This window comes from Pseudonocardia lacus, from assembly GCF_018531445.1.
GTDB lineage: Bacteria > Actinomycetota > Actinomycetes > Mycobacteriales > Pseudonocardiaceae > Pseudonocardia > Pseudonocardia lacus.
In genome coordinates, this window is the sequence record NZ_JAHDTH010000233.1 from 1 (window position 1) to 12,095 (window position 12,095).

The following is a 12,095-nucleotide window of genomic DNA, read 5'->3' on the forward strand; positions in this document are numbered from 1 at the left end:
CGTGGCCGCCGCCGGGCTGGTCGCCCGCCGCCGCCACCGCATCGCCGCCGACCGGCGCCGGCTGGCCACCGAGCTCAGCGAGGCCGCGGTCGAGCCGGGCACGCGGCCCGTCGGCGACCCGTCCTCGGTCACCGCCGACGACGGCGTCCGGCTGTCCTGCGAGGAGATCGAAGCCGTCGGCGGGCCCGCGGCGCTCACCGTCGTCCTCATCCACGGCATGGCGCTCGACCGGCGCACCTGGCACTTCCAGCGCAAGGCGCTCGCCGAGCTCGACGGGCCGCGCGTCCGCCAGGTCCTCTACGACCTGCGCAGCCACGGCCGGTCCGAGCGGGCCGCCAAGGAGAGCTGCACCATCGAGCAGCTCGGCCGCGACCTGGACGCGGTGATCCGGGCGCTGGCCCCGGACGGGCCGCTGGTGCTCGTCGCGCACTCGATGGGCGGCATGAGCGTGATGGCGCTGGCCGAGCACAACCCGCGGCTGTTCGCCGAGCGGGTCGCCGGGGTCGCCTTCATCGCCACCTCGGCCGGTGAGGTCGGCGGGCAGGGCCTGCGCGCCACCCTGCTGTCCCGGCGCAACCCGCTCACCCGCGCGCTCGGCCTGGTCGCCCGGGCCCAGCCGGCGCTGATCGAGGGCGCCCGCCAGGCCACCGCCGGGATCATCCGCTCGATCACCGGCAGCGTCGCCTACGGCGACCGCAACGTCGCGCCCTGGCTGGTCGACCTGGTCGACGCCATGATCAGGGTCAACGCGGTGGACGCGCTCACCGACTTCGTCGACACCCTGGGCAGCCACAACCGGATCGCCGCGCTGCCCGCGCTGTCCACCTGCGAGGTGCTCGTGCTGGCCGGCGACACCGACCGGGTCATCCCGGTCAGCCACAGCGAGCGGATCGCCGCCGAGCTGCCCTCCGCGGAGCTGGTGGTGCTGCCCGGGGTCGGCCACCTGCCGATGCTGGAGCAGCCGGTGGCCACCGACGACGCGCTGATCGGGCTGGTGCGCCGGTCGGCGTTCCGCTCGCGGCCGCGCAAGCTGCGGAGGCGGGCATGAGCACACCGGTGCAGACGGGCACCCCCGTCGAGCTGCGCACCGTCGCCGACACCGAGGCGCTGGGCGAGCGCCTGGCCGCCGGGCTGGGCGCCGGCGACCTCGTCGTCCTGTCCGGCCCGCTCGGCGCGGGGAAGACCGTGCTGGTCCGCGGCATCGCCCGCGGGCTGGGCGTGGCCGGCGCGGTCACCTCGCCGACGTTCGTCATCGCCCGCGAGCACCGGCCGCTGCCCGGCGGCGCGGGCGTGCCGCTGGTGCACGTCGACGCGTACCGGCTCGGTTTCGCCTCCGACTCGCTCATCGACGCGGCGGCCCAGCTCGACGACCTCGACCTCGACACCGACCTCGACTCGGCGGTCGTGGTGGTGGAGTGGGGCGAGGGCGTGGCCGAGCGGCTGTCCGACCGGCACACCCTGGTCCGCCTCGACCGCCGCGACGACGACGTCCGCACCGCGATCGTGGAGCGCATCGGATGACGATCGAAGCGGTCATCTTCGACTGGGGCGGCACGCTCACGCCCTGGCGCACCGTCGACGAGCACCACGGGTGGCAGGCCTACGCCGGCATCCTGCACGACGACGAGGAGCGCGCCCGCGAGGCGGCCCGGGCGCTGCGCACCGCCGAGCTGGCCCGCTGGGCGTCGGTGCGCGACGAGTCCCGCGCGTTCACCCTGGCCCAGGTCCTGCAGGACGCGGCGGCCGAGCACGACGAGCGCGCCCTCGACGCCTACCGCGAGTACTGGGTGCAGGCCACCCACACCGACCCCGAGGCCGCGCCGATGCTGGCGGAGCTGCGCGACCGCGGGCTGAAGCTGGGTGTGCTGTCGTCCACGCCGTGGCCGTCGGCGTGGCACCAGGAGTGGCTGCACCGCGACGGCGTGCTCGACCACTTCCACGCCACCGTGTGGAGCAGCGACCTGCCGTGGACCAAGCCGCACCCGTCGGCGTTCCGGGCCGCGCTCGACGCCGTCGGCGTGAGCGACCCGTCGCGGGCGGTCTACGTCGGCGACCGCCCCTACGACGACATCAGCGGGGCCAAAGGCGTCGGCATGCGGGCGGTGCTGGTGCCGCACTCCGACATCCCGGCCGCCCAGCAGGTCCCCGTCGACGTCCACCCCGACGGCGTGCTGCACCGGCTGGCCGATCTGCCGGAGCTGATCGCGGGCTGGTGAGCGGCCGGGTCGACGCCGCATGCTGAGCGGATGAGCCTGACCGAGTACGCGTCCCACGACGGCGTGGGGTTGGCCCGGCTGGTGGCCGAGGGGGAAGTCCATCCCATCGAGCTGGTCGAGGCCGCGATCGACCGGATCGAGCGGCGCGACCCGGTGCTGAACGCGGTGGTCCACCGCGCGTTCGACGAGGCCCGCGCGGCCGCGGCGGGCGAGCTGCCCGACGGGCCGTTCCGCGGCGTCCCGTTCCTGGTCAAGGACCTCGGCCGCCCGGTGCGCGGCTGGCCGAGCAGCGAGGGCAGCCGGTTCGCCGGCACCGGCCCGGCCACCGCGGACTGCGTCATCGTCGAGCGGTACCGCGCGGCCGGCCTGGTGCTGCTGGGCACCACCACGACCCCGGAGTTCGGCATCCCCGGTGTCACGACGTCCGCGCGGCTGGGCGTCACCCGCAACCCGTGGGACCCCGACCGCATCCCCGGCGGCTCCTCCGGCGGCGCCGCGGCGGCGGTGGCCTCCGGGATGGTGCCGATGGCGCACGGCACCGACGGGCTGGGCTCGATCCGCATCCCCGCCGCCTGCTGCGGGCTGGTCGGGCTGAAGCCGACCCGCTACCGCAACCCGGCCGACCCCGGCGCGCACTGGCAGGTCCGCGGCCAGGTCGCCGACCACGTGCTGTGCCGCACGGTGCGCGACTGCGCCGCGATGCTCGACGCCACCGGCCACCCGCAGCCCGGCAGCCCGTTCCCGGCGCCGCCGAAGCAGCGGCCCTACCTGCACGAACTCGGCCGCCCTCCGGGCCGGCTGCGGATCGCCTGGTCGGACGCCACCCCGAGCGGGCGGCCGGTCGACGACGAGGTCGCCGCCGCGGTGCGCGCCACCGCCGACGCGCTGGCCGGGCTCGGCCACGACGTGCACCAGGAGGACCTGGCGATCGACCAGCGCGCCTTCTACCGCGCCCTGCGCACCGTCAACGCGGCCGGGTTCGCCGCCGAGATGTCGCTGGTGGTCGAGCGCGTCGGCCGCGAACCGGGCGACGACGAGATCGAGCAGCTGGCCCGCCGGGCGTACGAGGCCGGGCGGGCGCTGCCCGCGGACGCCGCGTTCCGGGCGTTCGGGCAGCTGCAGGAGCTCAGCTGGCGGATCGGGGAGCAGTTGGCCGCGGTCGACGTGTTCCTGACCCCGGTCATGGGCACCCCCGCACCCCGCGTCGACGACCTCGACCCCCTCGGCGACCTGCGCGCGTTCGACCGGGCGAGCGCGGCCGCGTTCCCGTTCACCCCGCCGTTCAACGTGACCGGGCAGCCGTCGATGTCGCTGCCGCTGCACCGCTCGGCGGACGGGCTGCCGATCGGGATGATGGTCACGGCCCGGCACGGCGACGAGGCCACCCTGTTCCGGCTGGCCGCCCAGCTCGAACGCGAGCTGCCCTGGTCCGGTCTGCACCCACCCATCTGGAACTGACACCGGGGCGGCTGGTCGGCGGGGGTGGGAGTAGCGCGGATACCCTCGACGGGTGCTCGTACTGGCCATCGACACCGCGACCCCGGCCATCACCGCGGGTGTGGTGGAGCTGACCGCGGACGCCGCGCTCACCCGCGCCGTCCGGGTCACCGAGGACGCCCGCCAGCACGCCGAGCTGCTCATGCCGGGCGTGCTCGCCGCCTGCGAGGAGGCCGGGGTCAAGCTCGCGGAGCTGGGCGCCGTCGTCACCGGCGTCGGGCCGGGGCCGTTCACCGGCCTGCGGGTCGGGATGGTCACCGCGGCCGCGCTCGGCGACGCGTTGGGCGTCCCGGTGCACGGTGTGGGCACGCTGGACGCCATCGCGGCCGACACCGCCGGCGGCGAGCCGCTCGTCGTCGTCACCGACGCCCGTCGCCGCGAGGTCTACTGGGCCGCGTACGACGCCGCGGGCACCCGGGTCGACGGGCCGCACGTGGAGGCGCCTGCCAGGCTCGTCGAGAAGCTGCCCGGGCTCGGTGTCTCGGTCGCCGCCGGGCCGTCGGCCACCGCGACCGGGCTGCCGGTGCGCTCGACCGCCGGGCCCTCGCCCGCGGGGCTCGTCGCCGTGGCCGCCGCCGCGTTGCGCGCCGGTACCGCGCCCGCCCCGCTGGAGCCGCTGTACCTGCGTCGTCCCGACGCGGTGCCGCCGGGGCGGGCCAAGACGGTGAGCGCGCTGTGACGGCGCTGGTGATCGACGAGCTCCGTCCGGAGGACGCCGCCCGCGCCGCCGAGCTCGACGCCGTGCTCTTCGCCGACTCGCAGCCGTGGTCGGAGCGGGCGTTCCTGGACGCGCTGGCCGCCTGGCACCACTACCTGGCCGCGCGCTGCGACGGCGAGCTGGTCGGCTACGCCGGACTCATGTTCACCGCCGGGCCGCCGCGCCCGGAGGCCGAGGTGCACACCGTCGCCGTCGCGCCCGAGCACCAGGGCAAGGGCATCGGCCGGGCGCTCGTGCGGGGGCTGCTGGCGGTGGCCGACGCCGAGCGCGCCGAGGTGTTCCTCGAGGTCCGCACCGACAACGAGCCCGCGCACCGGCTGTACGAGTCCGAGGGCTTCGCGGTCGTCGGCCTGCGCCGCAAGTACTACCCGGTCAGCAGGGCCGACGCGCACACCATGCGGCGGGAGGCCGTGAGTTGATCGTTCTGGGCATCGAGACGTCCTGCGACGAGACCGGCGTCGGCATCGTCCGCGCCGAGGGCGGCGAGACGACGCTGCTGGCCAACGAGGTCGCCTCCAGCGTCGACGAGCACGCCCGCTTCGGCGGGGTCGTGCCGGAGGTGGCCTCCCGCGCCCACCTGCAGGCGATGGTCCCCGCGGTGCACCGCGCGCTGGCCACCGCCGGGGTCACCGGCCGCGACGTCGACGCCGTCGCGGTGACGTCCGGGCCGGGGCTCACCGGGGCCCTGCTGGTCGGGGTGGCCGCGGCGAAGGCCTACGCGAGCGCCTGGGACGTGCCGCTCTACGGGGTCAACCACCTGTCGGCGCACGTCGCCGTCGACGTCCTGCAGCACGGGCCGCTGCCGCCGTGCCTGGCGCTGCTGGTCTCCGGCGGCCACTCCAGCCTGCTCGACGTCCCCGACCTGGCCGGCCCCGTCACCCCGCTCGGCGCCACCATCGACGACGCCGCGGGCGAGGCGTTCGACAAGGTCGCCCGGCTGCTCGGGCTGCCGTTCCCGGGCGGCCCGCACATCGACCGGGTGGCCCGCGACGGCGATCCGGCGGCGGTGGCGTTCCCGCGCGGGCTCACCGGCCCTCGCGACGCCGCGTTCGACTTCTCGTTCTCGGGGTTGAAGACCGCGGTCGCCCGGCACGTCGAGGCGCTGGGCCGGGCCGGCACGCCGGTGCCGGTGGCCGACGTGGCGGCGTCCTTCCAGGAGGCCGTGGTGGACGTGCTGACGGCCAAGGCGGTGCGCGCCGCCCGCGAGCGCGGCATGGAGACGCTGCTCCTCGGCGGCGGTGTCGCGGCGAACTCCCGACTGCGCGCGCTGGCCCAGGAGCGCTGCGACGCGGCGGGGATCGTGCTGCGCGTGCCGCGCCCGGGCCTGTGCACCGACAACGGCGCCATGGTCGCCGCGCTCGGCGCGCACCTGGCCGTCGCCGGGACGCCTGCCTCCCCGCTCGACCTGCCGGCCGACTCCCAGATGCCGGTCACCGAGGTGCTCGTCACGGCACGGTGAGCACCGTCTTGCCGCGGGCGTGGCCGGTGGCCTGCTTCCGCAGCGCCTCCGCCGCCTCGGCCAGCGGGTAGGTCCGCTCGACGACGGGCCGCACCGCACCCGAGTCGATCATCTCGCGCAGCCGGTCGAGGTCGTCGGCGCGGGGGACCGCCAACCCGGGGACGACCTTGCGCCCCAGGAACGGGTAGCTCACCAGCGCGGCCAGCGTCCGCCGCACCGACGGCGCGGGCGGCCCGGCCGAGAGCACCAGCCGCCCGCCGGGGGCGAGCACCCGGTGGTTGCGGGCGAGCGTGTGGTTGCCGACCAGGTCGAGCACCAGGTCGTAGCGGGGGCCGGCGTCGGTGTAGTCCTCGCGGGTGCGGTCGAGGACGTGGTCGGCGCCCAGCGCGGCGACGAGCGGGGCGCTGTCCGGTGAGCACACCGCCGTCACCCTCGCGCCGAGCGCCTTGGCGATCTGCACCGCGAACGTCCCCACCCCGCCGGACGCCCCGTTGACCAGCACGTGCGCGCCGGGCCGCAACCGCCCGGCGTCGCGCAGGCACTGCAGCGCCGTCGTCCCCGACAGCGGCACGGCCGCCGCCTCGGCGAAGGACAACCCGGCCGGCTTGGTCGCCATGAGCTTCTCGGGGGCGGCCGCGTACTCGGCGTAGGCGCCGTGGGGGAGCTCGCCGTAGACCTCGTCGCCGACCGCGAACCGGGTCACCGCCGCGCCGACCGCCTCGACCCGCCCGGCCACCGCGCGGCCGAGGACAGGGTGCTTCGGGCGGCCGATCCCGGCCACGGCGCGCAGCACGCGCGGGTGCCCGGTCAGGAAGAACAGGACGCCGGGGTCGACGCCGGCCGCGCGCACGCCGACCAGCACCTGGTCGGGCGCGATCGCCGGCACCTCGACGTCGTCGAGGCGGAGCACGTCCGGCGGGCCGTACTCGCGGCGCACGGCCGCCTTCATCAGGGTCTTCTGCTCGGTCTGCATGGGGTCCTCCCGGTGGCTTACAAAGTAAGCTAGGTGTACTTAGTAAGCTTGTCAACGGAGGTGGGGCCATGCCGACCCGAGCCGGCCGCAGCCCGCTCAGTCGCGACCGCGTCCTGCGCGCCGCCGCCGCACTGGCCGACCGCGACGGCCTCGCCGCGCTGACCATGCGCAAGCTGGGCCAGGAGCTGGGCGTCGAGGCGATGTCGCTGTACAAGCACGTCGCCAACAAGGACGAGGTGCTCGACGGCCTCGCCGAGCTCCTGCTGGCCGAGTTCGACCCGCCCACCGACGACGTCGGCTGGCGGGAGGCGATGCGCCGGCACGCCGTCTCCGCCCGCGCCACACTGGCCCGCCACCCCTGGGGCCCCGTCGTGCTCAGCCGCAGCGGCCCCAGCCCCGCGATGCTGCGCAACCTCGACTCCGTCATCGGCAGCCTGCGCCGTTCCGGCTTCTCGGTGGAACTGGCCGCCCACGCGATCTCGCTGCTCGACAGCTACGTCTACGGGTGGGCGGTGCAGGAGGCGAGCCTGCCGTTCGACACGCCGGACGAGCTGGCCGAACTGACTGGGGCGATCATGGAGGGATTCTCGGCGGAGGAGTACCCGCACCTGGCGGAGATGGGCACCGAGCTGATCATGAGGCCGGGGTACGACCACGGGCGGCAGTTCGAGTGGGGGTTGGAGCTGGTGCTGGACGGGTTGGAGAGGGCGCTGGGGGAGGGTGGTTCCGGCGGGTGAGCGCCTCCGGCCTCGCGGTGTCCGGTGATGGGTGCTGGTCGGTGGGGCTATTCGAGGCTTCCGCGGCGGCGGCCTCGGGTCGCGCAGGGGCCGCGTCCCGCGGCCGCAGCCGCTGGGCGCCTCGCAGCCCTACGGGGTGTCCTCGCAGCTCTACGCGGTGTCCTCGCAGCTCTGGGTGGGTTGTTGCAGCGCGCCGGCGGGCTGCGAGGTCGCGGTTGGCGCTGCGCGGCTGCTGCCGTGTCTGCGAGGTCCGCGCGCACCCGCCGTCGCCCGCGCCCCCGGCGCCCACCCTGCGAAGTGGCGGTCAGGCGGTGGTGGTGGTGAGGAGGTCGAGCTCGGCGTCGGTCAGGGTGAGGTCGAGGACCGGGAGCAGGTCGGCCAGCTGCTCGGGGGTGCGGGCGCTGGCGATCGGGGCGACGACGGTCGGCTGCGCGGCCAGCCAGGCCAGCGCGACGGCGGCGACCGGCACGCCGTGCGCCCCGGCGATCCCGTCCAGCGCGGCGAGCGCGGCCAGGCCCCGGTCGTCGAGGTACTCCTTCGCGCCGGCCGCGCGCGGGCTGTCGACCTCCGGGCTCCCCGGGCGGTACTTGCCGGTCAGGAAGCCCTTGGCCAGGCCGTAGTACGGCAGGCACGACAGGCCTTCGGCCGCCAGCACCGGCGCCAGGTCGCGCTCGAACTCGGCGCGTTCGAGCAGGTTGTAGTGCGGCTGGAGGGCGACGAACGCGGCCAGCCCCGCCTCCGCCGAGATGTCCAGCGCCGAGCGCAGCCGCTCCGCGGAGAAGTTCGACGCGCCGATCGCGCGCACCTTGCCGGCCCGCACCAGCGCGTCGAACGCGGCCAGGTACTCCTCCTGCGGGGTGTCGGGGTCGTCGCGGTGGGCGTAGTAGAGGTCGATCCGGTCGGTCCGCAGCCTGCGCAGCGAGTCGTCGACGGCCGCGGCGATGTTCGCCGCGGACAGGCCCTTGCGGTCGGGCAGCGAACCGACCTTCGTCGCGATCACCAGGTCGTCGCGGTTGCCCCGGGCGGCCGCCCACTCGCCGATGATCGTCTCGGACTCCCCGCCGGAGTTGCCGGGGACGCGCCACATGTAGGAGTCGGCGGTGTCGAGGAACGTGCCGCCGGCCGCGGCGTACGCGTCGAGGACGGCGAACGAGGCGTCCCGGTCGGCGGTCCAGCCGAACACGTTGGCCCCGAGGCAGAGGCGGGGCACGTCGAGGTCGCTCGTTCCGATCTTCGCCATGCTCACGACCCTACGTCCGCCGTTCGCGGGCAGCCTGTCCACAGGTCGGTGGGGCGACGTTGAGGCGTTGGCACTCTCATGGGTAGAGTGCCAACGAACGGCCGAGACGAGGCGCTCCGGCACCCGCGACGACGGGGCGCCCCAGGCCGTCACCCAGGACATGTAGCCGAAGCACGAACCCGCAGGGGAGGTACTCAAGTGGCGAACATCAAGCCGCTCGAGGACAAGATCGTCGTTCAGGCCAGCGAGGCGGAGACCACCACGGCCTCCGGCATCGTCATCCCGGACACCGCCAAGGAGAAGCCCCAGGAGGGCAAGGTCCTGGCGGTCGGCCCGGGCCGGATCGACGACAACGGCAACCGCGTCCCGCTGGACGTCGCGGTCGGGGACGTCGTCATCTACTCGAAGTACGGCGGCACCGAGGTCAAGTACAACGGCGAGGAGTACCTCATCCTCTCCGCGCGCGACGTGCTCGCGGTCGTCAACTGACGCAGCCGGCAGTTCTGTGAGTCCGCCGCCCCGGTGGTCCCTCGACCGAGTGGGCCACCGGGGCGGCGCTTCTTCTGAAACCGAGAGAGGCAGGACATGCCGAAGCAGATCAGCTTCGACGAGACGACCCGCCGCGCGCTGGAGCGCGGGGTGAACCAGCTGGCCGACGCGGTCAAGGTCACCCTGGGTCCGCGTGGGCGGCACGTCGTGCTCGACAAGAAGTTCGGTGGGCCGACCGTCACCAACGACGGCGTCACCATCGCCCGCGAGGTCGACCTCGACGACCCGTTCGAGAACCTCGGCGCGCAGCTCGCCAAGTCCGTCGCCACCAAGACGAACGACGTCGCGGGCGACGGCACCACCACCGCCACCGTGCTCGCCCAGGCCATGGTCGCCGCGGGCCTGCGCAACGTCGCCGCGGGCGCCAACCCGATGGCGCTGGGCGTGGGCATCGCCAAGGCCGCCGAGAAGGTCGCCGAGGTGCTCAAGGAGAAGGCGATCCCGGTCGACGGGAAGTCGCACATCGCGCAGATCGGCGAGATCGCCTCCCGCGAGCGGGAGATCGGCGAGCTGATCAGCGAGGCGCTGCAGAGCGTCGGCAACGACGGCGTGATCACCATCGAGGAGGGCTCCACGCTCGCCACCGAGCTGGAGATCACCGAGGGCCTGCAGTTCGACAAGGGCTACCTCTCCCCGTACTTCGTGACCGACGCGGAGTCGATGGAGGCCGTGCTGGAGGACGCCTACGTCCTGCTGCACCGCGAGAAGATCAGCGCGATCGCCGATCTGCTCCCGCTGCTGGAGAAGGTCCTGGCCGAGGGCAGCAAGCCGCTGCTGATCGTGGCGGAGGACGTCGAGGGCGAGGCGCTGTCCACCCTGGTCGTCAACTCGATCCGCAAGACCGTCAAGGTCGCCGCGGTCAAGTCGCCGTTCTTCGGCGACCGCCGCAAGGCGTTCATGGACGACCTGGCCATCGCCACCGGCGGCACGGTCCTCAACCCCGACATGGGCCACAAGCTGTCCGAGGCCACCCTCGACCAGCTGGGCACCGTGCGGCGCGCGGTCATCACCAAGGACGCCACCACCCTCGTCGAGGGCGGCGGCAGCGCGGCCGACGTGCAGGCCCGCGTCGCGCAGCTCAAGCGCGAGGTCGAGGAGAGCGACTCCGACTGGGACCGCGAGAAGCTGCAGGAGCGGCTGGCCAAGCTCTCCGGCGGGGTCGCCGTGATCAAGGTCGGGGCGGCCACCGAGACCGCGCTCAAGGAGCGCAAGCACCGCATCGAGGACGCGGTGGCGGCCACCCGGGCCGCGGTCGAGGAGGGCATCGTCCCCGGCGGCGGGTCCGCGCTGGTGCAGGCGGCCAAGGAGCTCGAGGGCGGGCTCGGCCTGTTCGGCGACGAGGCCACCGGCGTCAGCGTCGTCCGCAAGGCGCTCACCGCGCCGCTGTTCTGGATCGCCGCCAACGGCGGTCTGGAGGGGGCGGTCGTCGTCTCCAAGGTCGCCGACCAGGAGTGGGGCAGCGGCTACAACGCGGCCACCAACACCTACGGCGACCTGATGGCCGACGGCGTCATCGACCCGGTCAAGGTCACCCGGTCCGCCGTGGTGAACGCGGCCTCGATCGCCCGCATGGTGCTGACCACCGAGAGCGCGGTGGTCGACAAGCCGGAGCCGGTCGAGCCCGCGGCGGCCGGCCACGGCCACGGGCACGGCCACTGAGCCTGCTCCGCGAACCGAACAGCGGGCCCACCCCTCGGGGTGGGCCCGCTGTGTCGTTTTCGGGTCAGCGCGATGCGCGCGTGACGTCGGTGACCCGCAGCCTGCGGGCGCGCCCGCGGGTGATCTCGTCGCGCTCGGACTCCGACAGCCCGCCCCACACGCCGTAGGGCTCGTGGGCGGACAGGGCGTGCCGGCGGCACTCCTCGATCACCGGGCAGCGCTGGCACACCTGCTTCGCGCGGGCCTCGCGGTTGGCCTTGGCCGGCCCGCGCTCGCCCTCCGGGTGGAAGAAGAAGCCGCTGTCCATGCCGCGGCACCGGCCGCGCATCTGCCACGCGTAGGTCTCCGCGACCGGCGTCGGCAGCCTCCTGGTGTCGGCCATATCCACATCCCCATCCGTTGGGCACCTCGTCGACGCTCCGGTAGTGCCCACCCTAGAACTGGTTCAAACCTTGTTCAACGTGTCGATCGTGGTTCGCCCGGCCGGTTCCGGCGCCGGTCGTCAGGGGTGGCGCCGCACCTGCGGTGCCCGCAGGATGTGCCGGGTGAGTCCGGACACCACGCGCCGAGAGATCACCGGGACGGGGCAACCCGGGCCGGTGCCCGTCGCGGGCGGTGACGGTCCCGTCGCGGACCGCGTCACCGGGTCCGACGACGACCCGGTCGAGGCCGACCAACCCTCGCTCGGCGTCGCGGCCGCGGCCCGGCGCCTGGGCGTCGCGCCGGCGACGCTGCGCACGTGGGACCGCCGCTACGGGCTGGGGCCCTCCGGGCACAGCCCCGGCCGGCACCGGCGCTACTCCGCGCAGGACCTGGCCCGGTTGGACGTCATGCGCCGGGCGCTGCTGCGCGGGGTGTCCGCCGCCGACGCCGCCCAGCACGCCCGCACCAGCCCGCTGGGGCCCGGGAGCGTCCGAACGGGTGCCGCGACGGGCGCCGGACCCGCGCCGTCGAACGGGTCGGACGCCGTCATCGGCGTGCCGCGCAAGGCCGGCGGTGGCGTGCTGCGCCTCGGGGCCGCGGCCCCCGCCGCCCGCGGGCTCGGCC

The 12,095-nt window shown here is 75.0% G+C and carries 14 protein-coding genes; 11 read left to right on the forward strand and 3 right to left on the reverse strand.

Annotated features, from left to right (window positions below; all coding sequences use genetic code 11):
* The 7 genes from KIK08_RS33195 to tsaD form a co-directional block, all read left to right on the forward strand.
* Positions 1–1,048: alpha/beta fold hydrolase (locus KIK08_RS33195; protein WP_250558335.1), on the forward strand; the 1,048-nt coding region annotated here is incomplete at its 5' end.
* Positions 1,045–1,521: a tRNA (adenosine(37)-N6)-threonylcarbamoyltransferase complex ATPase subunit type 1 TsaE gene (gene tsaE / locus KIK08_RS33200; RefSeq protein ID WP_214407277.1), complete on the forward strand. Its 477-nt coding sequence runs from the start codon at positions 1,045–1,047 to the stop codon at positions 1,519–1,521. The genes KIK08_RS33195 and tsaE, both read left to right, overlap by 4 nt.
* Positions 1,518–2,216, forward strand: a complete 699-nt coding sequence (locus KIK08_RS33205) for an HAD family hydrolase (RefSeq protein ID WP_214407278.1) — start codon at positions 1,518–1,520, stop codon at positions 2,214–2,216. The genes tsaE and KIK08_RS33205 overlap by 4 nt, the downstream gene beginning before the upstream one ends.
* A gap of 30 nt (positions 2,217–2,246) precedes the next feature.
* Positions 2,247–3,674 (forward strand): amidase, encoded by a 1,428-nt coding sequence (locus KIK08_RS33210; RefSeq protein WP_214407279.1) that lies wholly within the window; start codon positions 2,247–2,249, stop codon positions 3,672–3,674.
* Positions 3,675–3,726: 52 nt separating this feature from the next.
* Positions 3,727–4,392, forward strand: a complete 666-nt coding sequence (gene tsaB, locus KIK08_RS33215; protein WP_214407280.1) for a tRNA (adenosine(37)-N6)-threonylcarbamoyltransferase complex dimerization subunit type 1 TsaB — start codon at positions 3,727–3,729, stop codon at positions 4,390–4,392.
* Positions 4,389–4,850, forward strand: a complete 462-nt coding sequence (rimI, locus tag KIK08_RS33220) for a ribosomal protein S18-alanine N-acetyltransferase (protein ID WP_308258047.1) — start codon at positions 4,389–4,391, stop codon at positions 4,848–4,850. Before tsaB ends, rimI begins: the two co-directional genes overlap by 4 nt.
* Positions 4,847–5,890: a tRNA (adenosine(37)-N6)-threonylcarbamoyltransferase complex transferase subunit TsaD gene (gene tsaD / locus KIK08_RS33225; RefSeq protein WP_214407281.1), complete on the forward strand. Its 1,044-nt coding sequence runs from the start codon at positions 4,847–4,849 to the stop codon at positions 5,888–5,890. The genes rimI and tsaD overlap by 4 nt, the downstream gene beginning before the upstream one ends.
* Here the strand turns inward: tsaD and KIK08_RS33230 are convergent.
* Positions 5,877–6,863 carry an NAD(P)-dependent alcohol dehydrogenase gene (locus KIK08_RS33230; protein ID WP_250558336.1) on the reverse strand — a complete coding sequence of 329 codons (987 nt, stop codon included), beginning with the start codon at positions 6,861–6,863 and terminating at the stop codon, positions 5,877–5,879. The two genes, tsaD and KIK08_RS33230, sit on opposite strands and share 14 nt — an antisense overlap.
* A gap of 68 nt (positions 6,864–6,931) precedes the next feature.
* Between KIK08_RS33230 and KIK08_RS33235 the strand changes: the two genes are divergently transcribed.
* Positions 6,932–7,600 carry a TetR/AcrR family transcriptional regulator C-terminal domain-containing protein gene (locus tag KIK08_RS33235; RefSeq protein ID WP_214407282.1) on the forward strand — a complete coding sequence of 223 codons (669 nt, stop codon included), beginning with the start codon at positions 6,932–6,934 and terminating at the stop codon, positions 7,598–7,600.
* 304 nt (positions 7,601–7,904) lie between these two features.
* Here KIK08_RS33235 and KIK08_RS33240 read toward each other — a convergent pair whose 3' ends face one another.
* A complete protein-coding gene (locus KIK08_RS33240; protein WP_214407283.1) occupies positions 7,905–8,840 on the reverse strand; it encodes an aldo/keto reductase in 936 nt (311 codons plus the stop codon).
* 198 nt (positions 8,841–9,038) lie between these two features.
* On the opposite strand from KIK08_RS33240, the gene groES reads away from it, so the two are divergent.
* Both groES and groL read left to right on the forward strand, forming a co-directional pair.
* A complete protein-coding gene (gene groES / locus KIK08_RS33245; protein ID WP_013677399.1) occupies positions 9,039–9,329 on the forward strand; it encodes a co-chaperone GroES in 291 nt (96 codons plus the stop codon).
* A gap of 96 nt (positions 9,330–9,425) precedes the next feature.
* Positions 9,426–11,048: a chaperonin GroEL gene (gene groL / locus KIK08_RS33250; RefSeq protein ID WP_214407284.1), complete on the forward strand. Its 1,623-nt coding sequence runs from the start codon at positions 9,426–9,428 to the stop codon at positions 11,046–11,048.
* A gap of 64 nt (positions 11,049–11,112) precedes the next feature.
* Here groL and KIK08_RS33255 read toward each other — a convergent pair whose 3' ends face one another.
* Positions 11,113–11,430 carry a WhiB family transcriptional regulator gene (locus tag KIK08_RS33255; RefSeq protein WP_214407285.1) on the reverse strand — a complete coding sequence of 106 codons (318 nt, stop codon included), beginning with the start codon at positions 11,428–11,430 and terminating at the stop codon, positions 11,113–11,115.
* Positions 11,431–11,593: 163 nt separating this feature from the next.
* Between KIK08_RS33255 and KIK08_RS33260 the strand changes: the two genes are divergently transcribed.
* A partial coding sequence (locus KIK08_RS33260; RefSeq protein WP_408004770.1) for a MerR family transcriptional regulator occupies positions 11,594–12,095 on the forward strand: 502 nt, incomplete at its 3' end.